This window comes from Alteromonas sp. ABH4_454 (assembly GCF_056311775.1).
Window position 1 is genome coordinate 1 of record NZ_CM149972.1, and the last position, 25,209, is coordinate 25,209.

A 25,209-nucleotide genomic window follows, 5' to 3' on the forward strand; every position below is an offset into this window, starting at 1 on the left:
GAAAGCAAAAAACCCGCCGTTAGGCGGGTTTCTCTTAATGGGACCTGGCAGTGTCCTACTCTCACATGGGGAAGCCCCACACTACCATCGGCGCTAATACGTTTCACTTCTGAGTTCGGAATGGATTCAGGTGGTACCGTATCGCTATGGCTGCCAGGAAAAAACTGGTAACAATTTGGGAAAGATAATATTAATTCAATCAGTGAGTAACTACTTTTCACTCTACTTACTTTAGCTTGTCTACAACACGCAAAAGCCTAAAGCTTTTTGGGCGTTGTATGGTTAAGCCTCTCGGGCAATTAGTACAGGTTAGCTTAACGCCTTACAACGCTTCCACACCCTGCCTATCAACGTCATCGTCTATAACAACCCTTCCAGAACTTAAAGTTCAGGGATGACTCATCTTTGGGCCGGCTTCCCGCTTAGATGCTTTCAGCGGTTATCCGTTCCGAACATAGCTACCGGGCAATGCGATTGGCATCACAACCCGAACACCAGCGGTTCGTCCACTCCGGTCCTCTCGTACTAGGAGCAGCTCCCATCAATCATCCAACGCCCACACCAGATAGGGACCGAACTGTCTCACGACGTTCTAAACCCAGCTCGCGTACCACTTTAAATGGCGAACAGCCATACCCTTGGGACCGACTTCAGCCCCAGGATGTGATGAGCCGACATCGAGGTGCCAAACACCGCCGTCGATATGAACTCTTGGGCGGTATCAGCCTGTTATCCCCGGAGTACCTTTTATCCGTTGAGCGATGGCCCTTCCATACAGAACCACCGGATCACTATGACCTACTTTCGTACCTGCTCGACGTGTCTGTCTCGCAGTTAAGCTAGCTTATGCCATTGCACTAACCTCACGATGTCCGACCGTGATTAGCTAACCTTCGTGCTCCTCCGTTACTATTTGGGAGGAGACCGCCCCAGTCAAACTACCCACCAGACACTGTCCACAACCCCGATAAGGGGCCAATGTTAGAACATCAAACATACAAGGGTGGTATTTCAAGGACGGCTCCACACAATCTAGCGACTGTGCTTCAAAGCCTCCCACCTATCCTACACATGTAGGTTCAATGTTCAGTGCCAAGCTGTAGTAAAGGTTCACGGGGTCTTTCCGTCTAGGTGCGGGTACACAGCATCTTCACTGCGATTTCAATTTCACTGAGTCTCGGGTGGAGACAGCGTGGCCATGGTTACACCATTCGTGCAGGTCGGAACTTACCCGACAAGGAATTTCGCTACCTTAGGACCGTTATAGTTACGGCCGCCGTTTACCGGGGCTTCGATCAAGAGCTTCGTCCGAGGACTAACCCCATCAATTAACCTTCCGGCACCGGGCAGGTGTCACACCCTATACGTCCTCTTACGAGTTTGCAGAGTGCTGTGTTTTTAATAAACAGTCCCAGCCACCTGGTCACTGCGGCCTCCATTTGCTTACCACGCGAAGTGTTCACAAACAGAGGCGTACCTTCTCCCGAAGTTACGGTACAATTTTGCCGAGTTCCTTCACCCGAGTTCTCTCAAGCGCCTTAGTATTCTCTACCTGACCACCTGTGTCGGTTTGGGGTACGGTTCATATAATCATAAGTTTAGAAGCTTTTCCTGGAAGCAGGGCATCAACAACTTCACTCCCTTGGGAGCTCGTCTCGTGTCTCGGCCTTGAAAACCCGGATTTACCTAAGTCTTCAGCCTACGCACTTTCACTTGGACAACCAACGCCAAGCTTGCCTAGCCTTCTCCGTCCCTCCATCACTGATTATATAAGTACGGAAATATTAATCCGTTTCCCATCGACTACGCATTTCTGCCTCGCCTTAGGGGCCGACTTACCCTGCCCTGATTAGCATGGGACAGGAAACCTTGGTCTTCCGGCGTGGGAGTTTTTCACTCCCATTATCGTTACTCATGTCAGCATTCGCACTTGTGATATGTCCAGCAAGCTTTACAACTCACCTTCATCCACTTACACAACGCTCCCCTACCCAGCATGTAAACATGCTGCCGCAGCTTCGGTATATTGCTTAGCCCCGTTACATCTTCCGCGCAGGCCGACTCGACTAGTGAGCTATTACGCTTTCTTTAAAGGGTGGCTGCTTCTAAGCCAACCTCCTAGCTGTCTATGCCTTCCCACATCGTTTCCCACTTAGCAATATTTTGGGACCTTAGCTGGCGGTCTGGGTTGTTTCCCTCTCCACGACGGACGTTAGCACCCGCCGTGTGTCTCCCGGATAGTTCTCATTGGTATTCGGAGTTTGCAAAGGGTTGGTAAGTCGGGATGACCCCCTAGCCTTAACAGTGCTCTACCCCCAATGGAATTCGTCCGAGGCTCTACCTAAATAGATTTCGGGGAGAACCAGCTATCTCCCGGTTTGATTGGCCTTTCACCCCCAGCCACAAGTCATCCCCTGACTTTTCAACGTCAGTGGGTTCGGTCCTCCAGTTGATGTTACTCAACCTTCAACCTGCTCATGGCTAGATCACCGGGTTTCGGGTCTATACCTAGCAACTAAACGCGCAGTTAACACTCGCTTTCGCTACGGCTCCGCTATTCGCTTAACCTTGCTACTAAATATAAGTCGCTGACCCATTATACAAAAGGTACGCAGTCACCCCGAAGGGCTCCCACTGCTTGTACGTATACGGTTTCAGGTTCTATTTCACTCCCCTCACAGGGGTTCTTTTCGCCTTTCCCTCACGGTACTGGTTCACTATCGGTCAGTTAGGAGTATTTAGCCTTGGAGGATGGTCCCCCCATATTCAGTCAAGATAACACGTGTCCCGACCTACTCGATTTCACTGTAAAGATTGCGTCGTGTACAGGGCTATCACCTTGTATCGCTCCTCTTCCCAAAGGATTCCACTACATTCAATACAGCTTAAGGGCTGCTCCCCGTTCGCTCGCCGCTACTAGGGGAATCTCAATTGATTTCTTTTCCTAAGGGTACTTAGATGTTTCAGTTCCCCTCGTTCGCCTCGTTACGCTATGTATTCACGTAACGATACCTGTAAACAGGTGGGTTTCCCCATTCGGACATCTGTGGCTCAAATGCATTTTGTCGGCTCACCACAGCTTTTCGCAGACTTACACGTCCTTCTTCGCCTCTAACTGCCAAGGCATCCACCGTATACGCTTCGTCACTTAACCATACAACCCCAAACAGCCTTTTGACTTCTGTCTAAGTTATGTCGCATGCATGACAAGCTAATCGGAAGAATTGCCTTGCTATCAATAAATTGATAACAAGCAATTCAGTCAAGTAGAGTAAAAAGTTCATCTTTCGATTTCTCAGTTACTCAATTTTGATTGATTACTATTAATATCAGCTTTCCAAATTGTTAAAGAACATTCGATGTTTCCTGCAAAAGCAGTACTTTCATCTTTAGAGTAAAAAACCCTAATCAATGCTTACTGAAACAGTAAATATTCATTAGGATTTCGGGTCCAACGTGACACGTTTCTACCTTTGTTACCTTCCTTTCTTAAAGCAAGGAAATGGTAGGCTTGGGCAGACTTGAACTGCCGACCTCACCCTTATCAGGGGTGCGCTCTAACCAGCTGAGCTACAAGCCTTCAGTACTTCGCTTATGCAAGCTCAGTATCAAGTAGATGGTGGAGCTAAGCAGGATCGAACTGCTGACCTCCTGAATGCAAATCAGGCGCTCTCCCAGCTGAGCTATAGCCCCATAAACTTGTGTCGTTCTTCATTTTAAACAAGACTATCTGTGTAGGCACTGCATCAAGTGCGTCTATCGACGTAATGGTAAGGAGGTGATCCAACCCCAGGTTCCCCTAGGGTTACCTTGTTACGACTTCACCCCAGTCATGAAACACAAAGTGGTAATCGTCCTCCCGAAGGTTAGACTAACTACTTCTTTTGCATCCCACTCCCATGGTGTGACGGGCGGTGTGTACAAGGCCCGGGAACGTATTCACCGCAGTATTCTGACCTGCGATTACTAGCGATTCCGACTTCATGGAGTCGAGTTGCAGACTCCAATCCGGACTACGACATTCTTTAAGGGGTCCGCTCCACATCACTGTCTCGCTTCCCTCTGTAAATGCCATTGTAGCACGTGTGTAGCCCTACACGTAAGGGCCATGATGACTTGACGTCGTCCCCACCTTCCTCCGGTTTGTCACCGGCAGTCTCCTTAGAGTGCCCAACTTAATGCTGGCAACTAAGGACAAGGGTTGCGCTCGTTGCGGGACTTAACCCAACATCTCACGACACGAGCTGACGACAGCCATGCAGCACCTGTGTCTGAGTTCCCGAAGGCACCAATCTATCTCTAGAAAGTTCTCAGCATGTCAAGTGTAGGTAAGGTTCTTCGCGTTGCATCGAATTAAACCACATGCTCCACCGCTTGTGCGGGCCCCCGTCAATTCATTTGAGTTTTAACCTTGCGGCCGTACTCCCCAGGCGGTCTACTTAGCGCGTTAGCTTCGCTACTCACGACTTAAAGTCACAAACAGCTAGTAGACAGCGTTTACGGTGTGGACTACCAGGGTATCTAATCCTGTTCGCTACCCACACTTTCGCACATGAGCGTCAGTCTTTGGCCAGGGAGTCGCCTTCGCCACTGATGTTCCTCCAGATATCTACGCATTTCACCGCTACACCTGGAATTCCACTCCCCTCTCCAAGACTCTAGTCTGCCAGTTCTAAATGACCATCCCAGGTTGAGCCCGGGGCTTTCACATCTAGCTTAACAAACCGCCTGCGTGCGCTTTACGCCCAGTAATTCCGATTAACGCTCGCACCCTCCGTATTACCGCGGCTGCTGGCACGGAGTTAGCCGGTGCTTCTTCTGTTGTTAACGTCACGGCTAGCAGGTATTAACTACTAACTTTTCCTCACAACTGAAAGTGCTTTACAACCCGAAGGCCTTCTTCACACACGCGGCATGGCTGCATCAGGGTTTCCCCCATTGTGCAATATTCCCCACTGCTGCCTCCCGTAGGAGTCTGGGCCGTGTCTCAGTCCCAGTGTGGCTGATCTTCCTCTCAGAACAGCTAGAGATCGTTGCCTTGGTAAGCTTTTACCTTACCAACTAGCTAATCTCACTTGGGCCTCTCTTTGCGCCGGAGCCGAAGCCCCGTTTGGTCCGTAGACATTATGCGGTATTAGCAGTCGTTTCCAACTGTTATCCCCCTCGCAAAGGCAAGTTCCCAAGCATTACTCACCCGTCCGCCACTCGTCAGCGATGTGCAAGCACATCCTGTTACCGTTCGACTTGCATGTGTTAGGCCTGCCGCCAGCGTTCAATCTGAGCCATGATCAAACTCTTCAATTAAATATATCGAAATATGAATCGTCGTTGTGACACTCTTAACGAGTGCCCACACAGATTGTCTTGTCTAAATTTTTAAAGAACATTCACTAGAAGCCGTTGCTTCTTAGTGACTCACCCTGTTCGAGTGAGGTGCGCATTTTACATCGTTTATTTTCGATGTCAACCATGTTTTTAAACTTTTTATTTGCTTGAAAACTTGGTTTCGCACTTGTTGCTAAGTTGGCTTTGTTTTTCTCGAAGCCCCCTCAGAACGTGGAGCGCATTATAGATACCTCTTGAGAAAGATCAACACTTAAATTGGTTTTTTTTGCTTTTTAAGGCCATTTTGATGTTAACCGCTCATTTCTGCATCATTTCTCTGGGCTCAATGCATCTTTAGACTAGTTTTTTCACATTTTATTGTTCAAATTGTTACAAATGAGTAAACTATGTACAGCCTCCAGCACCATAATAAACAATAGAAAGGTAGGTATATGAAAGTAGGCTTTATTCAATGCGCTGTTATTAGCGCTATTTTTGCAATTGCAGGGTATTTGTTATTTTCTTCTGCTAGTTTAAACGTCCATGTTCCACTTACCGTATCTGCAGCTCTGCTGATAAGCGGTATCGTTACTCCTTGGCTAGCGTCTCTTATTCAAAGTCCATCTTCCTCAGATGCCAGAGCACACACCAATAACGGATCAGTCGAAACTTTATATGTGGGTAATTTACCCTATAGAGCAAATGAAAACGCTGTAAAGGAGTATTTCAGTAGCTTTATTGAAGTGCAGTCGGTTCGTTTAATGAAGGATCGCAAAACTGGAAAAAGAAAAGGTTACGGTTTTATCGAGGTTGTCACAGACGACCTTAGTAGTGTTATTGATAAAACTAACGACTCAATCTTTCAGGAACGAACGTTAAAAGTTCGACCTGCGAAAGACAAAGTTGAACACGCTTAGTTCTTAATTCGTAGTTTTTAGTTATGTAAAAAAAGCCCGGTAAGCTTTCGCTTCCGGGCTTTTTATTGTCATGAACATTAGCTCTCGCTGGTTTCAGCAGATTGGGGAAGACCTTCCAACAAGGTTTGATTAAATGAACGAAATCTATTTATAGCGGATATAAGGTCAGGAACCTGAACATCTTCCATCTCGTTAATAATACCAGCTATTAACGCATTATAGTCTTCACTACTTTCTAACTTACTTTCTGCGTTAGCAAAGGTATCCATCATCTTCTCTAGATATTGAGCGATTGGACTAACCACATTACCGTACTTCGCGTTTTCGCTTTTATCTTCGATATAGTGCTGAATATTTTCGTATGTCTTTAGCACTTCGGTTTGCGTAGTCCTATTTAACTGTAGTGCGTAACCAACCAACTCTTTATCATCAAAGCCTAAACTCAGTGCTTCTTCAAATGCCTTGTCTATATCACCACTATAGAAGGTATCAGCTAGATCCTGCACCTGCCCAACTAAATCAGCTATCGATTCCAACTCATCTTCATCAAGTTCTCCTTTCAATGAAAAACTAATGCCGCTTCGCTCGAAATATTGATAAGAAGTTTGCTCAGTGTAAGACGCTGAAAAATTGCTTTCACTTTGCTCACCACTACCGTCAGATTGCTCTTGAGATGCCTGAGCCTGAAAATTAAGTTGCTGAGAAGCCTGGAAAGAACGCAGGCTTTCAAAACTAAAGCTCACTTCATCACCATCTTTAGTTCGAATCATCAAACTACCGCTTTTTTCGTCCGATGCTGCAACAGCTTCCACCGAAGACAGCTGGACAGCATTAGGCTGCTGGCGTCCAAAGATATCGGTTTCTAGATCATCAATACCCGTATCAATGAGATCCCGGCTTTTCGTTATACCTTGCTCAATCTCTTCATTCATAAACCCAGCAAGATCTTTTTCAGCCATTGCGAAGCCGCGGCTTACTCCTTCTCTTGCTTGGCTAAATAGCCCGGTCAGCTTTTCTTCGCTGGCACCTCCATCGGCTGCGCCGCGAATAACGCTGCCCACGAACTTAAGTACGTTTCGGGCTACTTTTTCAAAATCGAATAAACCGTTCGACTTTTCTTCAAGATTTTTCTCTTTCGTTTCTTGTGGTCTTTGCCCATCTATTTCCAACGCTTGATTAATATTGCTACTTACCACGCGCAAGCCGATACTCGTCTGGCTACTTGAAACAGATACTGAAGCCGCTTGTTGCTTCGAGAATTCAGCGGCTTGCTGCAATCCGTCTTGCTGCAGCTGCTTTTTAAGCGCTTCATTCGGGTGAACCGTTGCCTTTTGATCCGCTTTCTGATCAACCTTTTGGTCTCCCATAAAAGCTTTAATTTGACCCACGTTCATAATTTGATCCTCACTATCCTCATTCTTATTATCGGCAAAGAATCAATATTGTTTAATATTAATACAGCATTTTTTTCTAAAAGCTATTTAAGCAATTACGCATATTAATAATGAAGAAGTCGGGAGCGCTTGTTGCAGTTATTTTTTAAGGGACTACAATTCGCGACCTCAACAATGAATGGAGAATTTTATGACCACCACTGAACAACAACGCTATCACGATCAGTTAGACGAAAAAGTAAATCGTCTCACCGCGTTGCTTTCTCCATTCAATGCCCCGGCGCTTTCTGTATTCCCCTCGCAGCCAACACACTACCGCATGCGCGCAGAGTTTAGAGTATGGCATGAGGGCGATGACTTATTTCACATCATGTTCAATCAGGAAACGAAAGAGAAGTATCGCGTAGATAGTTTCCCTCCTGCTTGTAAAGCAATAAACGATGCGATGACACTTTTGCTTGAAGAAGTAAGACCAAACGAGACTCTAAGAAAAAAGTTATTTCAAATCGATTACCTTTCTGCGTTGTCTGGTGAACTTGTTATAAGCCTTCTATACCATCGTCAATTAGATGAAGAATGGCAAGTGGCAGCAAGAGAACTAAAAACGACACTTGAAACTCACTTTCCTAAAGTAAACATCATTGGTCGCGCTAGAAAGCAAAAGCTTATTATCGACAACGATTTTGTAATTGAGCGTTTACCAGTAAACGGACGAGAATTCGTATTCAAGCATATAGAAAATAGCTTCACTCAGCCCAATGCCGAAGTGAACTGTAGCATGATTGAATGGGCTTTAGATTGTGTTAAACCACTCTCTGGAGACTTACTAGAAATGTATTGTGGTGCCGGTAACTTTTCACTTCCGCTAGCACTTCACTTTGATAATGTCGTAGGTACCGAAATAGCTAAACCTTCAGTGCAAGCAGCTCAGTTTAATATTGAGCAAAACGAGCTGAGCAATGTAAAAATTGTAAGGTTAGCCGCCGAAGAATTCACACAGGCTATGAAGGGCGAGCGTACGTTTAGTCGCTTAGAAGGCATTGATTTAAGCACTTATAATTTCACCACTGTATTGGTTGACCCTCCAAGAGCTGGATTAGATGAAGACTCGCTAAGAATGATTCAGGATTACGATAATATTGTGTATATCTCGTGTAATCCTGAAACTTTGGCGCAAAACCTTGAGCTTTTAGGTGAAACTCACAACATTGCTCAATCAGCGCTATTCGACCAATTTCCTTTCACTCATCATATTGAGGCAGGCGTTCTACTTACACGCAAAGTCTAGTTTGCGTGTAAGTCATTTTCTACTACTCCTTGCCTTGTACAAGAACGTGATGGCTTACTGAGCCGTCAGTTCTTAGTTTTAGTAGTGGAAGGTAATCTGGGTCAGACATAAAATCGAGTGCGCTTTGTTTTGAAGGCCACTGTATTATAACGCGAATGGCGGGTTCTTCTCTCTCGCCTTCTAAAGTTTGATGATTCGCACTGTTCGCTAGATATTTTCCACCGTGCTTCGACACGACATCCGCGGCGAGTTTTACATAGTGCGGGATCCACGCTTCATCGGTAGGTGTAACTTCTAAAACTGAATAATACATATCTTGCTCTCTTTTCTTGAAATTAACTGGTTGAACCCAGCGTTATCGTATTGAGAGCTTAACAAGCTATATTCCGTGCAATAAGAAGGCTTATGCCAGAATCTGTTTCGTGAAATACTTGATAATACTTCAGCGCTACGCTTTCTGCGTAGCGCCTATTTGAACAAAGCGAAGTTGCGCTTTCACTCTTTCACCAATTTCACTTCTAAGCTTATCATCCGCTTCTAATGCTTCAGCTCCGGCACTGAATACCAGTCTTACCATGGCATCGGCTTGTAACTGGGCACAGGCGTATTCCACGCCTTGCTGTTCGATAATGTAGTCAGTAAGTTCATCGATGAAATGTTGAATTTCTCTGAACACTGCTAGTCGGTAAGCAGACGACGTACCGGTATGCTCTCGCAGTAATAAACGAAATACGTTTGTGTTGGCCGCGATGAATTCCATGAAGGTTTCCACAGAGGTATGAATGACGCCGCCACCTGAAGCAATGCGCCTTCTAGCTTGACGCATAAGCTGACGCAGCGCTAAACCCGCTTCATCCACCAGCGTTAAACCCAACTCGTCCATATCTTTAAAGTGTCGATAAAACGACGTGGGAGCAATGCCAGCTTCTCGGGCGACTTCACGCAAGCTTATTGCCGATAAACTGCGGTTTTCATCTAGCAATGAAAATGCAGCATGGATGATATTTTGGCGGGTTTTTAATTTCTGTTCTTGTCGGCTCACGATAGACTCACTTAATTACTCTTTTATAGTCTATCGCAACCCGAGCCTCTTGGAGAAGTTTAAATTAACTCATAGCCTAGAACAGGCTTCTCGACATTCCACCATCAAGCACAAAGTTTTGACCGACAGTGAACTTAGCAGCCTCAGAACTAAGCAGAGTAACGAATTGGGCCAAGTCATTTGGATCTCCTAACGAGTTTGTAGGAATGTCAAACAAGTCCAAGGTCATCTTGTGTACCATTTCAGGCGTAATATTATCCGCAGCGCCTTTTCCATATTTTTGTTCAATTTTTTCTTTGTGTGGTAGCGCTAATTCAATCATCCCTTCTGTCGCGTACATGCCTGGCAGCACATTATTTAAAATCACACCATGTTTTGCTAAATCTCTTGATACGACTGACGTGTAGTTTGCTAATGCCGAGCGTGCGGGCCCCGACATTAAGCGCATTTCCAGTGGATGTTTCGCGGCCACCGTAGCTATATTAACTATTCTTCCCCAGCCTCTTTCCTTCATGGGCTTACTGAATGTTTTTATAAGCTCTACTGGACCAATAAGACCAAGCTTTATTGACTCAAGCCAATTCTCTTCCTCTATATCGCCGTATTCCCAAATAATAGGGGGTGGAGATATAGTAATGATAAGAATATCCGGGGTTTCGCAAGCTGCTAACAACTTTGCTCTGCCCTCTTCGGTTGCATGATCGGCGACCACAGCAGTAACTTCTACACCGTATTGCGCTTTAATTTCTTCTACTGTGTCGCGTAATCGCTGCTCTCGCCTAGCAGATATAATCAGATTAACACCTTCTTGCGCTAATGCTATGGCACTAGCCTTTCCCATACCTGCACTTCCACCAGCAATTATTGCCGTTCTTCCCGATATATTTGTGTTCATAACTCGTCTTCCTAGAATTAGTAGCATCTGAAGTATCGAGTAGCATTATGGTGGGCTACCTTGACTCAAAGTAAGTGCAAGAGTGGCCATCTCACAGTGCCAAAAGGACAACATGCCTGCTAGGATGTATAGCTTCGTCAATGAACTATACCAATGACTACTTATTTATGCTCCCGCCAATATATGGGAGATACACCAGTCCAAGTTTTGAACGCTCTTGAGAAGTTAGAGGGGTCAGAAAAGTTAAGTTGAAGCGCGATTTCTGCAATAGAAAGTCTTGTCTTCAAAAGCATGTCTTTTGCAAAGTTAGCCTTTTCTTCATTGATGATCGATTTAAAATGTGTACCACATGAAGATAGTGCACGACGCAGCGTTCTTGGCGAAACGTAAAACAGTGCGGCAGCTTCGTCTAAAGAAAGGGAAAATCGATCGCTTTCTTTTATATGTTTCCGTAAAGCTGTTACGACATCACTACCCTGACGGAGATTACAAGACTGCTCTGCGCACAAACTATACATTGCCTTTTTTGAAAAAGAATCGGCTGTAGGTAAAGGAATGTTCAGTATCTCGCTATTGAGATAGATACGCGTTGAGGACTTATCAAATAAAATGGGTAATCCCTTGGGCAGAAATACATCACAATGGGTTTTCGGCGTCGCGCACTGCATTTCGATTTTTTTCACCGAATTATTTATAGGAAGGCAAAAATAAATAATGTTTAGTACGGCACTTACCGCCGCCGCAAGTAAAAAGTAGTGTGAGTGAGAAAGTGTGACCAGAGGCCTTACTTCTAAAAAGCTTTCGCTTACGTGCTCGTCAGTTTTTACAACAATAGCAACACTGAAAAGTGAAGTTCGTAAGTGAAGAAATTGACTTATAAACTCAAGGGCGTCTTTTAACGATTCGCTACTAAGCGCTCCATAACCAACAGTGCCTAACGTCGTTAGATTAATGCACTGGCCGAAACTCCAACCAATATGTTCGTTTTGGGTAACGTTTTGAACATTTTTGATAAACTGCTGATGTGCTTTGAATGACAGTTTGATATTTTCAGATTCAAAGTCACTTTCTTTAATACCGCACCCAATAAGTAGTTCCTCAGGATCATAGCCTTCGTCGCGTAACATAAGGTACAGGACCTTAGGAAAGTAAATGGGTAATACTGCTTCAGTGTGAGTAAAAACGTTTTTTCTCATTATTAATTCAAGTAGCCAGACATCATACGATATCCTAGACTGGCAAATGCCTTATGTTAACAGAGAGTTAACATTGTTCACCTGTTTTGAATTAACCTTGGCCAGAAATGACTACTCATTTGATGTTAACTATAAGCTTTGCAAAGAAGAGATAACCACATTGAAGAAAACTATCAAACCACTGATGCTTCAAGCCATCTCAAGCGATTGGCTTTTACAACTTCGAAGACGACTTTTTAAGATAAAGCGCGCAATGCTTCGCAGTTCAGCTCAGCTAGCAGTTTATTTAAAGATAGATGACCCTTACTCATTTTTGTTACTTCAGGCGTTACCGAGCATAGAGCAAAGATTTGACATAAAGTGTGTAATTAAAGTTATCGATTCAACTGATGATGTTATGTTTCCAGAACCCACTCTTTGGGAACAACATGCTCTCAAAGACGCAGAATTACTGGCTTCGCTGTACAACTTTTTGGCAGTGCCTACTCTCAAAAGCGAACTCGAGAAGCTCACTGCCGAAAGAAAGCGCGCATATACCATTGAGTTACAAAGTGCTATTAACGATGGAAGAAACTGGCCTGAACTTATTCGCACAGTCCTAGAGTTTTGGAATACAACTGAAGGCACACATTTAACTGACTTGGTAAACACTGCCGAGAAAAACAACGCAATAGAAGAACAAGTAAAGGCTAATACCGCTGAGCTAAGTGAACGTGGTCATTATTTACCCGCTACAGTTTACTATGACGGAGAGTGGTACTGGGGCGTGGATAGATTAGCGCATTTAGAGCAAAGACTTACCGAAGAGAAGTTGAAGTGCGCTAATGCAACGCCAGTAACTTTTAGCAAAACATACAACCTAAAAAGAGAGCGGCCAGGCATAACAGTACTGCCAATGGCTATACAGCATAATGAAGAAACGAGTCACAAAAAGCCTGTAGAGTTATTTTGGTCTGCTCGAAGTCCATACTCCCACATAGCACTATTAGAGGGAATATCTCTTGCGTGTACATATCAAGTTCCATTGGTTGTTCGCCCCGTTCTGCCAATGATGATGCGCGGCCTGTTTGTTCCTTTCAAAAAAGCACTTTACATATTTCTAGACACAAAACGCGAAGCCCAAAAATTAGGATGGCCTTACGGAAAATTGGCAGATCCACTTGGTGACGGTGTTAAACGTTGCTATGCACTGTTGGACTTTGCACGCGACAACGGACACTTTCTACAGTATCTGCTCGCCTTTTCAGAGTGCGTAAATGCCAAAGGCATTCGCGCAGAAACAGATAGAGGATTAAAGAAAATCGTTGAAAAAGCGGGATTAGAGTGGGAGCAAGCAAAACAACACTTGGACAATGAATCTTGGCTTGGCGAAGTGGAGAGAAACCAGCGTGACATGTATTCCAAGGGAAGCTGGGGGGTTCCGGTGTTTCGCTACGGCGATATTCAGGTGTGGGGACAAGATAGGCTTTTTGTTATAGAAGACGCAATTAAAAACGACCAGGCAGACTGAAGACCAGTATAAAATCATCTCTTTTATAAACAAGGGTTAAGCGTTAATTCTCACGTTTTAGCTACGTTTTTGCCACCCTCGGCTATAATTAAACTTTACACATGTAAGCAGAACTTATCTGGGTTTTGCTTGCCTGAAGCCTCGTAAAACGATAAATTAGCGAACAGTTGTAAGCCAAGTTGTATAAAATGAAAAAACCTCCTCTTATCCTAACGAATGTGCTGGTATTTATAATATCGGGCGCAATTGCATTTATAGGTGTGCCGCTTTGGGTGGCATATCAGGGTATCGATTGGGCAGAAATCGGTACCGCTATATTCCTATTCTATTTCACCGGTATGTCGATAACTGCTGGGTATCATCGCTTGTGGTCACATAAAACCTACGATGCCAACATTGTAGTTCGTGTCGTATTAGCGATTGGTGGGGCGATGGCACTGCAAAATAGTATTTTGCACTGGTCGTCAGATCATCGCGTTCACCATCGCCATGTAGATGACAACGACAAAGACCCCTACTCTGCAAAGAAAGGTCTTTGGTTTGCACACATCGGCTGGATGTTACGTGAGTATCAAGCTAAGCGTTACGATGATTACAGCAACTGTAAAGATCTACAAAAAGATAGCGTTGTGATGTGGCAGCACAAATACTACTTGCCTATCGTACTCGCTGCTAACTTTGGTATTACTGGTCTGTTGGGTTACCTGAACGGCGACGTTATGGGCATGATCTTGGTGGCCGGCGTACTTCGTCTAGTGCTAGTTCACCACGTAACCTTCTTTATCAACTCACTTGCTCACTTCTGGGGTAGTCAGCCTTATACCGATAAGAATACAGCACGTGATAATGGCGTTTTAGCATTCTTTACTTTTGGTGAGGGTTATCACAACTATCACCATATTTTTGAGTACGACTACCGCAATGGCATTCGTTGGTACCAGTTTGATCCTACTAAATGGCTTATCAAAGGGCTGTCTTATGTAGGTTTAACGTCGAACCTTCGCAAAGTACCTGAAGAGCGCATCGAAAAAGCTCTGGCGGCCATGCAGCTTCAAAGGGCAAGTGAAAAAGTGTCGTTACTACCGAATGCGGAAGAAATGATGCACACTATTCAAGAAGAGTACGACCTGCTAATGCAGCGGATGAGTGAGTACTACGCAACGAAAAAGCGCGTTATGCGCGTTAAGAAGCGTACACTAAAACGCAGCATTGAAGGGTTAGAGCTTGCTTACAAATATAAAGAGATGAAGCACGCCTTTGCTGTTCAGAAAGAAAAATGGACCCAATTGCAGAGTTTGTCGCTTCAAATGGCGTAGCATTACCTATTCTTTTAGCTGATCTGATTAAACCAAAAACCACATAAGTATCTGCTTATGTGGTTTTTTTTGATCTATAGTTGGGATGACACTTCAAGTAAGGTAGTTATACTAGAGTTTGTAAGGTTGGCATAAACAGCTTAGCTTTAGACTAAGTTCGGTGTTCAAGCTACATCATAAACTGAATTATGGCGGTTATTGTGATTTCAGACGCCACATCATAGAAGTAATAATACGGGAAGATAACATGGCAACGAAGCAAAAAACTGAAGCTCCGTCGTATCATTACGATGCGATTGTTATAGGCACTGGCCCCGGTGGAGAGGGTGTTGCAATGCAGCTTGCCAAGGCCGGTAAAAAAGTGGCAGTGGTAGAACGCTACGAAGCTGTTGGCGGTGGCTGTACTCATTGGGGCACTATTCCCTCTAAAGCGCTTCGTCACTCAGTCAGTCGTCTTATTGAATACAATACGTCTCCCCTATTTGCCGACAACCACTTAAGTAAGAGCCTTACGTTTTCAGACATCATGAGCCATGCTAGCGGTGTAGTTAAAAGCCAAACTCGCCTGCGTTCTTCTTTTTATGATAGGAACCGTGTTACGCTGTTTCATGGCGAAGCCAGCTTTGTCGATGCACACACCTTGGAAATAACACGAGAAGATGGCTCGAAGGACACAGTCACAGCAGCACAAATAGCAATAGCCACAGGTTCGCGCCCCTATTGCCCGAAAGATATCGATTTTAATCACCCCCGTATTTATAACTCTGACACCATCTTATCTCTAGATCACGATCCAAAGTCCATCATAATTTATGGTGCAGGTGTAATTGGGTCGGAATATGCCAGTATCTTTAGAGGCTTGGGAGTAAAAGTCGATCTGGTTAATATGCGAGACCGTCTATTGTCATTCTTAGATGACGAAATCTCTGATGCGCTAAGTTACCACTTATGGAACAACGGCGTACTTATTCGTCATAATGAAACCTACTCTTCTGTCGAAGCTACCGATGATTCAGTAATTTTAAACTTAGAGTCAGGTAAGCGCATGCGGGCCGATTGCTTATTGTTTGCTAATGGCCGTACGGGCAACACAGATACTCTGAAACTTGAGAATATTGGTTTAAAAGCTGATGGTAGAGGCCAACTTAAGGTTAATGAAAGTTATCAAACCGACGTAGACAATGTATTTGCTGTTGGCGATGTGATTGGTTACCCAAGTTTGGCATCTGCAGCATATAACCAAGGTCGATTTGCCGCTGAGGCAATGCTCGGCATAAATACACATTCAGCGTTAGTAGAAGATATTCCGTCAGGTATCTATACCATCCCGGAAATTAGTTCGGTAGGTAAGACAGAACAAGAACTTACTGCAGCCAAGATACCTTATGAGGTGGGAAGAGCCCAGTTCAAACATTTGGCCAGAGCGCAGATTGCATCAACACAAACGGGTAGCCTTAAAATTCTATTTCACCGGGAAACGAAAGAAATACTGGGTATTCACTGCTTTGGTGAACGTGCCTCTGAAATTGTTCATATCGGCCAAGCCATCATGCAACAAAAAGGTGAAGGCAACACCATAGACTACTTCGTTAACACTACATTTAACTATCCGACCATGGCTGAAGCCTATCGTGTTGCTGCCATCAATGGGCTAAATAGGATTTTCTAACAGATACAAAAAAGCCGGCGAAATTGTCGCCGGCTTATATGCGTTAACTAAAAATTAGTTACGGTTCGCAGCAAGCGCGTTAAGCGAGTCTTTATGTGCTACGATGTCGATGTGCATATTTTCTTGATCGAATGTCATTGTTGCAATAGCGTAGTCACCCTGACTTTCGCTTGCAATGTCGATCAGCTTTGCTTGTGCATCACGGAAACGAATGTTATTGCCGATTTGATCCGACATACATTGGTTATTCATTTCGAATGTTTTCGCATCCATGCAATCGAAAAGCTGGTTTTCACCAGATTCCGCATGCGCAATACCAAAGGCTGCTGATAGAGCTAATGTTAGTACTACTTTACGCATGTTTCTTCTCCTGTGCTACAGTTTACTACTGTCACTATTAAACATACTGTATATACATTAGATAGTCAAATTCAGATCATACAATTGTGACAAAAGTATTACAGAAAGAAATAATTGGAGAAAATTTTGAAAGGCCACGATGAGTTGGTGACCAAAGCAAAGAATTGCACACTGTGTGCGCCTCATTTACCTCACAAACCTAACCCCATTTTTAACACTTCACCATCCACAAAAATTCTTATTATTGGGCAAGCACCAGGGCTTAAAGCTCACGAAAGAAGTATTGCGTTTGACGATCCCAGCGGAGATCGCTTGCGAGAATGGCTGGCTGTATCTAAAGAAACTTTTTACAACCCGCGCTTAATCTCGGTGCTGCCCATGGGGTTTTGCTTTCCAGGGTACAAAAACGGCGCTGATGCCCCACCTAGAAAAGAGTGTGCACCTACGTGGCACGATGAGTTTATCAACTACTTAAAGCCTAAAGTCACGCTTTACGTAGGTCGATACTCGCAGCAGTATTATTTACCCCAGTACAAAACGTTGACTGAAGCCGTAAGCGCCCCAACAAACACACACTTTGTTTTACCTCACCCATCTGGCAGGAATAACAGGTGGCTTGCTAAAAACCCGTGGTTTGAGCTAACTATACTTCCCAAATTGGAGCGCGCTATTTCGTCAGCTTTATCTGATTAATCGTGTGTGTCGAGAAACGCTAGAAGAGCATCGAAAGGCATGGGCCTTGCGTATAAATAACCTTGGGCCTCATCACACCCTAGTTTAATCATGTAGCTTGCTTGCTCTCGTTTTTCCACACCTTCGGCAATGGTGAGTAAACCCAGTTTGTTTCCTAACGTTACTATGGTTTCCGCAAGCACTGCACTAGCACCCGGTTTGATGTCTTTAACGAAAGAACGATCGACTTTCAAACGATCTAGAGGAAGCTGCTGTAGATAACTCATGGAAGAAAAACCCGTGCCAAAGTCATCAATAGCGATTTGAACACCAAACTCTTTCAACGTACGCAAAGCATCAATCACTATTTGCGGCTCGTCCATTACCACACTTTCGGTTATTTCGAGCTCTAAAAGACTAGGGTCACAGTTGGCTTTGGAAAGTGCATGTTTCACTTTTTCAACAAATAGCCTATCTCGAAACTGGGGAATAGAAATGTTTACAGCAACCCTAAGGTGTCCGTATCCCTTTTCTTTCAGCTCTTGCAACCGGCGACATGACTCCTCGAGCACCCATTCACCGATATCAACAATAAGCCCAGAGTATTCAGCAAGAGGGACAAAAACAGCTGGAGAGATATAACCTCCCTCCCCATCTGGCCAGCGAAGAAGCCCTTCCATACCCACTACTTTTTCGTTGAGCAAATCTACTTGGGGCTGAAACCATAGTTCTAGCTTTCTCGCCGCAAAGTCATTTCTTAATTGGCGGATCATATCCAAACGCCACGTGGTCTGATCCTCAATATCTTTAGCGTAATACTCAAAGTTATCTGTCAGGTTTTTCTTAGCGCGGTTTAGCGCGATATTGGTGCGCTTTAAAATCTCAATGCCGATGTGACGCTTGCTTTCTAACTTGCAAAACCCGACGGTTACATTCACGGGTAGCGTGTGGTCACCCACTTTAAAGGATGATTGGAAAAGTGCGTTGATTGCCTCGGGACAGACAAGCTCATCGGGGCCGATAAGACCAAAAACATCAGCACCAATACGTCCTTTCTTGACTCGGCCGTCAAATGAGGTTTGAAAACGATCGCTGATTGCACGTAATAACTCGTTGCCAACTTCTTGTCCTAACCCATCATTAACATCGGAAAAATGATTGACGTCGATTAGCGCAACACTAAAATTATCACCTGCAAACAAGTGAGGCTTGTCTAGCATATTAATGAATTCATTACGGTTTGGTAATCGGGTTAACCAATCTCTGAACGCTGCATTTCTTAATTCGTGGAAGAGATTGACGTTTTCATAACCTACCGAAATGCTAGATAAGAATACTTCTAGAAGGTTTTTATCCAATTCACTGATTTCGTGAGTTTGCCTGACGTATACGGCGGCTTCGAACCCAGCGCGACTTATATAAAGTACAGAACAACTCGCCTCAAATATGTGCTTTTTAAGCCGTAAACATCGGCTTATATTTTCTTCAATGTCAATGTTGTTAACGTCTACAACCGGGTGATTGATAAATTTCGCATATTCACCCGCGGCACCAAGGACATATACTTGCTCGTCGTCTTGATCCAAAAGGGAACCGGCTCTGGCACATAATAGCCCTTCAGAATCGAGACCAATAAGAGAGCTAATTTGCGTGACAACCCCTTCGCAAAACTCTTTAACCGAATGCTCTTCAAACAAATTCGCCGACGAGGTAATTATCTTTTCTAAGCCAGCGCGACTTTGACTTATGGTTATAATTTGCTGGTAAGAGCGCAGCGAAGAGATAATGGTCGTAAGTAGCTTGGAGCGCGTAAGTTCCGTTTTCGTTTTGTAGTCGTTAATATCGTAAACTTTAATGACTTGCTCTTCAGGTGCATAACCTGGCTGCCCTGTACGCAAGATAATACGAGGCTCGTACAGTTTCATGTCTTCACGAATATATTTAACGACATCAAAGCCTGCATCGTCAGTTTCCATAACAACATCAAGCAAAATAATAGCGATACTGTTACCGAATTCGTGAAGTTTTTCTTTGGCTTGCTTTGCAGAATAAGCGTGGATGAAGTTCAACTTGCGATCGTTTACGATGAGATCAGATAGCGCCAGACGCGTTACCGTGTGAATTTCTTCATCATCATCGACGATAAGAATGTTCCAGTCTTTGCCTAATAATACAGGCTCTGTAACTGAATCATCATCATCTAAAAAAATTAACTCGTCGTTATCGTAATCCATTGCCGACATTACCGCTCATTTCCCCGATACATACAAAACAAGAATGCACGACTTACTGTAATAAGGAGACAATCGCATTGATAAATGGGTTACGCAATGCAATAGTGCTCTCATGTTACATGCTAATTTACATTCAATTATTTAAATCAATATGAAGATTACACCTCAGCATTTGCCCCCTGAGATTAAAAAAACTCAGAACACGGAAGTCAGTAACGCTAAAGCGCCTAGTGACCAACCCGCTGCTGATAAAATGGCGAGCTCTATCAAAGCGGATGCGAGCCGCCAACGCATGTTGTCATGGTTTGCTAGAGTGGGTATTAGCCCTTCTATGATGTCTCCTGATCCTAAAAAGCAAAAACATGCGCTGGAACGAAGGAAACAAATCCTAGAAACTCAAAAAGCGAGCAATCTTCAATCTGTTTTAAATATAGCACTAAATGTTTCAATCAACGAAAAAACTAACGATAATCTTGATGCAGATTGGTTTTTCGCCTTTAGCACTATGGCTGAGGAAATTTACAGCCAACCAATGCAAGAATTGTGGGGCAAGATTTTTGCCGTTGAGGTCGCCCATCCCGGTAGTTTTTCACTTCGCACTCTGCAGTTGCTTAAAACGCTCACGCACAGAGATGCCAAAGTATTTAATAAAGCGGTTAACGTAGCCAGTCGAAAAAGTAATGATACCGTGCCGCGCATATTAGTGGGGTATCATAAACGTAAAGGCCTGCTTTCGTTTCTTCGAAAACCCATTCCAGAACAATTAAATTTAGCCTCTGTTGGACTTAGTTACCCAGACCTATTGTCGCTGCAGGAAATGAAGTTAATTTATGCCAGTGAAATCGAGAGTGGAGAATATGTAGAGGGGCAACAGGTCACGTGGCGATGTGTTAACGAAAATATTACGCTGACGTGCAAAACGTCGGGAGTTGCGTTGGTATATTATAAATTCACTCCCGTCGGAAGTGAGCTTTACAAACTGGTTACTAAATCCTCTAACGAAAGGTATTTACAAGAATTGAAAAAAGTATTGGGCGAGGTATTCAACATAAGTTAAATACCGTCACCAAACTCGTGTAATCCACATTCGCGCTTTAACCCGAAGAAGCGGGTATCTTGCTCACTCATACCTTCTTGCAGCGACTGCGTTGTATGCCAATCGCCAATTGAAACATAACCTTGCTCCCAAAGCGGGTGATAAGACAAGCCGTTATCTTTAAGGTAGTAGTGGAGGTCTTTGTTGCTCCAATCGATAATTGGGTATAGCTTGAACTGCTGTCCCACTTTTTGCAGAACAGGCAGTTTGCCGCGAGTATCAGATTGACTTCTGCGCAAACCTGCGAACCAGGTACCCGCATTCAGTTCACCCAACGCACGCTGCATTGGTTCAACTTTGTTCATCTTGTTGTATTTTTCAATACCTTCGATGCCTTGTTCCCAAAGCCTACCAAAGCGCGCTTCTTGCCACGCAGATGACATTTTTGCGCTGTAAACGTGCAAGTTTAAACTAAGCTTTTCAACCAGCTCATCAATAAATTTGTACGTTTCTGGAAACAAATACCCAGTATCAGTAAGCACAACGGGGATATCCGGTTGTGCTTGAGTCAGCATGTGCAGCATAACTGCCGACTGCGCTCCGAAACTCGAAGACACAATATGAGTATCGGGCAAGTTGTCCAGCGCCCAAGCTACTCGCTCTTGCGCTGTCATTTTTTCCAACATATCGTTGATATCAGCAAGGTCTTCCTTGCTGATATCAAGCGTAAGTGGTTGCTGCTTTTCTGCTGTATTATTCGTCATAGAAATCCCGTGCGGAGTCTACTACTGGTTTTACAACACCAGCGCGAACAACATAATCACCAAAGGCCTCGCCACTCTCACGCTCTTTAGCCCATTGACCAAGTAGCGTATCTAACACTGCCATGATTTCTTGTTCGCTAATGTTTTCTCGATACATACGTGGGATACGCGTACCTTCTCGGTTGCCACCTAAGTGCAAGTTGTACTTGCCTGGACCTTTACCTACCAAGCCAACTTCAGACAACATCGCGCGACCACAGCCATTAGGACAGCCAGTTACGCGGAAGATAACGCTGTCTTCTTCTAAACCGTGTTTGGCAAGCAAGCCTTCTAGCTCGGTAACAGCATCTGGCAGGTAACGCTCAGCTTCTGCCATCGCTAGCGGACAAGTTGGCAATGCAACACAGGCCATTGAATCAAGGCGCTGATTAGAAACACTTGGCGCAATGAGGCCATGCTCACGAGCTAAGGCTTCTACTTTGTCTTTGTCCTGGGGTGGAACACCAGCAATAATCAAGTTCTGGTTTGCGGTTAAACGGAAATCGCCTTTATGTATTTTGGCAATCTCTGCACAGCCCGTTTTTAGCGTTTTACCTGGGTAATCCAAAATACGACCATTTTCGATAAACACAGTCAGGTGGTATTTGCCGTCAATGCCTTCAACCCAGCCAAAACGGTCACCACGGTCCGTAAATTCGTAAGGTCGGCTATCTTGGAAAGTCACGCCTGCGCGCTTCTCAACTTCAGCTTTGAAGTTGTCTACGCCAACACGCTCTAAGGTGTATTTGGTTTTCGCGTTCTTACGATTAACACGATTACCCCAATCACGCTGCGTGGTAACAACCGCAGCGGCAACGTCTAGCGTGTTTTCCAGCGGTATAAAACCAAAGTCAGAGGCTTTACGCGGATACGTACTCTTATCACCGTGGGTCATTGCTAGACCACCACCAACAAGCACGTTAAAGCCAATTAGCTGACCATTTTCTGCAATCGCAACAAAGTTAAGGTCGTTTGCGTGAACATCAACATCGTTTTGCGGAGGAATAACCACGGTAGTTTTAAACTTACGCGGCAGATAGTTATCACCTAAAATAGGCTCAACAGGCTTTTCAGTGGTCTCAACTTTTTCACCATCTAACCAAATTTCAGCATACGCGCGAGTTTTGGGAAGTAAGTGTTCACTTATCTTTTTAGCCCATTCAAATGCCTGAAGGTGAAGCTCAGATTCAACTGGATTAGACGTACATAGTACGTTTCGGTTTACATCACCCGCCGTTGCAATAGAGTCGATGCCAGCTTTATTTAGCATTTGATGCATAGACTTAATCTTAGGCTTTAACACACCGTGAAACTGGAAAGTTTGGCGAGTGGTTAAACGAATACTGCCATACATGGTGTGGTCAGCGGCAAACTTATCGATAGCTAACCATTGGTCAGGCGTGATAACACCACCCGGTAAACGAGCGCGAAGCATCACATTATGAAGCGGCTCAAGTTTTTGCTTTGCACGTTCTGCTCGAATGTCACGGTCGTCTTGCTGGTACATACCATGGAAGCGAATAAGCTGGAAGTTATCAGCTGTGAAACCACCGGTAAGATCATCTTTAAGATCGGTAGTGATGGTACCGCGCAAATTATTACTCTCGCGCTTTAGACGCTCGTTGTCAGCCAGTTTGCCCTCAACGATAAATGGTGATTTTTCGTTACTCATTAATAGACATCCTTCTGATAACGTTTCGCTTTTCGTAACTCTACAATGTAGGCTTTAGCATCGGCTTCAGATTTTCCGCCGTGCTCCTGCACAATATTGATTAAGGCGTTTTCTACATCTTTCGCCATGTGCATTGCATCACCACACACATAAAAGTGTGCGCCCTGCTCTAGCCATTCGTACACTTCTTTACCATTTTCTAATAAGCGGTGCTGAACATATACTTTTTCTTCTTGGTCACGAGAGAATGCAAGCGTAATTTTGTCTAGCAGACCTTCTTTAACGTAACCTTGCCACTCTACCTGGTATAGGAAATCTTGCGTAAAATTAGGGTTGCCGAAGAACAACCAATTTTTGCCCTCAGCGCCTTGCACATCACGCTCTTGCATAAAAGATCTAAACGGCGCAATACCTGTACCCGGTCCTACCATGATCACTGGCGTATTAGGATCTTCCGGCAAACGGAAGTTATCGTTGTTTTCAACGAAAACTTCTACCTCACCATTTTCTTCTAAATATTCGCACAAGAAGCCAGACGCACCACCTTGATGACGGTGGCCAAACGCTTCATAGTCGACGTGAGCTACCGTTAAGTGCACTTCGTCTTCCACGTCAGCTTGGGCTGATGCAATAGAGTACAAACGTGGTGTTAATGGGCGCAATGCATCAACAAGCTGCTGTTCAGACAGCTTACCTGGGTGGTCACGCACGATATCAATGATTTGACGCTCAGCCATGTAAGTACGCAGCTGCGCTTTATCTTCCATCAAGGTCGCTAACGATTCAGAGCCGGTCGCTTCTTGATAAGACTTAATGAAATTAGGGTAGCTTAAGGTTAATTCAAGCTTGGACGTTAATGCATCAGTTAACGACATTGTCGCATCACCTACAGACACTTCAGCATTACCATCTAACGACAAAATACTAATAAGTTCTGATACCAAAGAAGCGGCGTTCTTAAACCAAACACCTAGCGCATCACCTGGCTTGTAGGTAATTCCACTATCTTCAAGACTTATTTCAATGTGACGGATATCTTTAACTGAATCGCGACCCGTAATCTTCTGGGCATCAATCAACGTTGCCTTGAACGGTGCCTTTTTGGTGTAAGTCTGTGCTGCTACACCCTGCACTGCTGCGCCAGTTTGCGCCGCTACCGCTGCTTGTGGAGCCGCACTAAAATCATCTTTTAATGATTCAATAAGCTTGTTTAACCATGCTTCGGCTTCAGCTTCATAGTCAACATCACAATCAAGGCGCTCAACAATAGGCTTACCACCTAACTTACCCAAGCGCTCATCGAAGTCTTTACCTGTTTGGCAGAAAAACTCGTAACTGCTATCACCTAACCCCACAACGGCGTATTTAGTGTTCGCAAGCTTCGGGGCTTTTTTACCCGCTAAGAATTCGTGCAGTTCGATGGCATCATCAGGTGCATCGCCTTCACCGTGGGTACTTACAAATACCGCTACGTGGGTTTCTGATTTTAAATTGCGAGGCTTGTAATCAGCCATGCTAACAAGCTTGCTGTTAAAGCCTGCTTCCTCTGCTTTGGCTTGACACTGCGCAGCCACACCTTTCGCATTACCTGTTTGTGAGCCATACAGTATAGTTAGCGTTGGCGCATCACCCGCTACGGCAGGCGCGCTTTGCAAAGCAGGGGCAACCGAGCCGCCTTGCGCAGCCGCCATGCCTGCTGCATAGCCACTTACCCAAGTAAGTTGATCACGATTTAAGCCTGCAATGGCTTGCGTAATGGCATTCCACTGCTGTTCGTTTAATACCGCGCCTGGCGCTGAGTTCGAATTAGAATCTTGTGACATAGTCTTTTAGCCTTTTATCAATGGCGCTAAGGCTAACGGCTTTCTTCAAGAAGAGAA

17 protein-coding genes, 2 tRNA genes and 3 rRNA genes are annotated in these 25,209 nt (G+C 44.5%); 7 read left to right on the forward strand and 15 right to left on the reverse strand.

What is annotated here, in order from left to right; genetic code table 11:
* Positions 1–42: 42 nt before the first annotated feature.
* The 5 genes from rrf to ACYX4W_RS00025 all read right to left on the reverse strand — a co-directional run bounded on the left by rrf (position 43) and on the right by ACYX4W_RS00025 (position 5,304).
* Positions 43–158 (reverse strand): 5S ribosomal RNA (rrf, locus tag ACYX4W_RS00005).
* A 120-nt stretch (positions 159–278) separates the two neighbouring features.
* Positions 279–3,154: ribosomal RNA gene (locus ACYX4W_RS00010) — 23S ribosomal RNA — on the reverse strand.
* Between the two features lie 349 nt (positions 3,155–3,503).
* Positions 3,504–3,580 (reverse strand) — tRNA-Ile (locus tag ACYX4W_RS00015).
* A 37-nt stretch (positions 3,581–3,617) separates the two neighbouring features.
* Positions 3,618–3,693: transfer RNA gene (locus tag ACYX4W_RS00020), tRNA-Ala, on the reverse strand.
* Positions 3,694–3,771: 78 nt separating this feature from the next.
* A 16S ribosomal RNA gene (locus ACYX4W_RS00025) occupies positions 3,772–5,304 on the reverse strand.
* Together the 16S, 23S and 5S rRNA genes with 2 tRNA genes alongside form the textbook arrangement of a ribosomal RNA operon.
* Before the next feature lie 473 nt (positions 5,305–5,777).
* On the opposite strand from ACYX4W_RS00025, the gene ACYX4W_RS00030 reads away from it, so the two are divergent.
* Positions 5,778–6,242 (forward strand): RNA recognition motif domain-containing protein, encoded by a 465-nt coding sequence (locus ACYX4W_RS00030; protein WP_269918397.1) that lies wholly within the window; start codon positions 5,778–5,780, stop codon positions 6,240–6,242.
* A gap of 77 nt (positions 6,243–6,319) precedes the next feature.
* On the opposite strand, the gene ACYX4W_RS00035 is transcribed toward ACYX4W_RS00030, so the two are convergent.
* A complete protein-coding gene (locus ACYX4W_RS00035; protein WP_476074312.1) occupies positions 6,320–7,636 on the reverse strand; it encodes a DUF5610 domain-containing protein in 1,317 nt (438 codons plus the stop codon).
* A gap of 190 nt (positions 7,637–7,826) precedes the next feature.
* On the opposite strand from ACYX4W_RS00035, the gene trmA reads away from it, so the two are divergent.
* Positions 7,827–8,924 carry a tRNA (uridine(54)-C5)-methyltransferase TrmA gene (trmA, locus tag ACYX4W_RS00040; RefSeq protein WP_476074313.1) on the forward strand — a complete coding sequence of 366 codons (1,098 nt, stop codon included), beginning with the start codon at positions 7,827–7,829 and terminating at the stop codon, positions 8,922–8,924.
* 22 nt (positions 8,925–8,946) lie between these two features.
* Here trmA and ACYX4W_RS00045 read toward each other — a convergent pair whose 3' ends face one another.
* The 4 genes from ACYX4W_RS00045 to ACYX4W_RS00060 all read right to left on the reverse strand — a co-directional run bounded on the left by ACYX4W_RS00045 (position 8,947) and on the right by ACYX4W_RS00060 (position 11,988).
* Positions 8,947–9,237, reverse strand: a complete 291-nt coding sequence (locus ACYX4W_RS00045; protein WP_476074314.1) for a DUF1330 domain-containing protein — start codon at positions 9,235–9,237, stop codon at positions 8,947–8,949.
* Positions 9,238–9,372: 135 nt separating this feature from the next.
* Positions 9,373–9,966: an HTH-type transcriptional repressor FabR gene (gene fabR, locus ACYX4W_RS00050; RefSeq protein WP_461853095.1), complete on the reverse strand. Its 594-nt coding sequence runs from the start codon at positions 9,964–9,966 to the stop codon at positions 9,373–9,375.
* Positions 9,967–10,042: 76 nt separating this feature from the next.
* Positions 10,043–10,861, reverse strand: a complete 819-nt coding sequence (locus ACYX4W_RS00055; protein WP_476074315.1) for an SDR family oxidoreductase — start codon at positions 10,859–10,861, stop codon at positions 10,043–10,045.
* A 161-nt stretch (positions 10,862–11,022) separates the two neighbouring features.
* Complete coding sequence (locus tag ACYX4W_RS00060) at positions 11,023–11,988, reverse strand: helix-turn-helix domain-containing protein (RefSeq protein ID WP_476074316.1); 966 nt, start codon at positions 11,986–11,988, stop codon at positions 11,023–11,025.
* A gap of 115 nt (positions 11,989–12,103) precedes the next feature.
* Here ACYX4W_RS00060 and ACYX4W_RS00065 point away from each other — a divergent pair, with 115 nt between their 5' ends.
* The 3 genes from ACYX4W_RS00065 to sthA all read left to right on the forward strand — a co-directional run bounded on the left by ACYX4W_RS00065 (position 12,104) and on the right by sthA (position 16,552).
* Positions 12,104–13,567, forward strand: coding sequence for a DsbA family protein (locus ACYX4W_RS00065; RefSeq protein WP_476074317.1), 1,464 nt, complete (start codon positions 12,104–12,106; stop codon positions 13,565–13,567).
* A gap of 188 nt (positions 13,568–13,755) precedes the next feature.
* A complete protein-coding gene (locus ACYX4W_RS00070; RefSeq protein WP_476074318.1) occupies positions 13,756–14,883 on the forward strand; it encodes an acyl-CoA desaturase in 1,128 nt (375 codons plus the stop codon).
* Between the two features lie 247 nt (positions 14,884–15,130).
* Positions 15,131–16,552 (forward strand): Si-specific NAD(P)(+) transhydrogenase, encoded by a 1,422-nt coding sequence (gene sthA / locus ACYX4W_RS00075; protein ID WP_476074319.1) that lies wholly within the window; start codon positions 15,131–15,133, stop codon positions 16,550–16,552.
* A 54-nt stretch (positions 16,553–16,606) separates the two neighbouring features.
* Here sthA and ACYX4W_RS00080 read toward each other — a convergent pair whose 3' ends face one another.
* Positions 16,607–16,912 carry a hypothetical protein gene (locus tag ACYX4W_RS00080; protein ID WP_025254039.1) on the reverse strand — a complete coding sequence of 102 codons (306 nt, stop codon included), beginning with the start codon at positions 16,910–16,912 and terminating at the stop codon, positions 16,607–16,609.
* A gap of 114 nt (positions 16,913–17,026) precedes the next feature.
* Here ACYX4W_RS00080 and ACYX4W_RS00085 point away from each other — a divergent pair, with 114 nt between their 5' ends.
* A complete protein-coding gene (locus ACYX4W_RS00085; protein ID WP_476074320.1) occupies positions 17,027–17,605 on the forward strand; it encodes a uracil-DNA glycosylase family protein in 579 nt (192 codons plus the stop codon).
* Here ACYX4W_RS00085 and ACYX4W_RS00090 read toward each other — a convergent pair.
* Positions 17,602–19,827: a bifunctional diguanylate cyclase/phosphodiesterase gene (locus ACYX4W_RS00090; RefSeq protein WP_476074321.1), complete on the reverse strand. Its 2,226-nt coding sequence runs from the start codon at positions 19,825–19,827 to the stop codon at positions 17,602–17,604. The genes ACYX4W_RS00085 and ACYX4W_RS00090 overlap by 4 nt on opposite strands.
* A gap of 244 nt (positions 19,828–20,071) precedes the next feature.
* Here ACYX4W_RS00090 and ACYX4W_RS00095 point away from each other — a divergent pair, with 244 nt between their 5' ends.
* Complete coding sequence (locus tag ACYX4W_RS00095; RefSeq protein WP_476075422.1) at positions 20,072–20,875, forward strand: TIGR03899 family protein; 804 nt, start codon at positions 20,072–20,074, stop codon at positions 20,873–20,875.
* Here the strand turns inward: ACYX4W_RS00095 and ACYX4W_RS00100 are convergent.
* Genes ACYX4W_RS00100 through ACYX4W_RS00110 form a run of 3 tightly spaced genes read right to left on the reverse strand, consistent with a single transcriptional unit; the run spans position 20,872 to position 25,152 of the window.
* Entirely contained in the window at positions 20,872–21,618 is a 747-nt protein-coding gene (locus tag ACYX4W_RS00100) for a phosphoadenylyl-sulfate reductase (protein ID WP_476074322.1), read from the reverse strand. The genes ACYX4W_RS00095 and ACYX4W_RS00100 overlap by 4 nt on opposite strands.
* The gene (cysI, locus tag ACYX4W_RS00105; RefSeq protein ID WP_476074323.1) at positions 21,608–23,329 is read right to left on the reverse strand and encodes an assimilatory sulfite reductase (NADPH) hemoprotein subunit; all 1,722 of its coding nucleotides are present in this window, start codon (positions 23,327–23,329) and stop codon (positions 21,608–21,610) included. Before cysI ends, ACYX4W_RS00100 begins: the two co-directional genes overlap by 11 nt.
* Positions 23,329–25,152 (reverse strand): assimilatory sulfite reductase (NADPH) flavoprotein subunit, encoded by a 1,824-nt coding sequence (locus tag ACYX4W_RS00110; RefSeq protein ID WP_476074324.1) that lies wholly within the window; start codon positions 25,150–25,152, stop codon positions 23,329–23,331. Before ACYX4W_RS00110 ends, cysI begins: the two co-directional genes overlap by 1 nt.
* Positions 25,153–25,209: the final 57 nt, after the last annotated feature.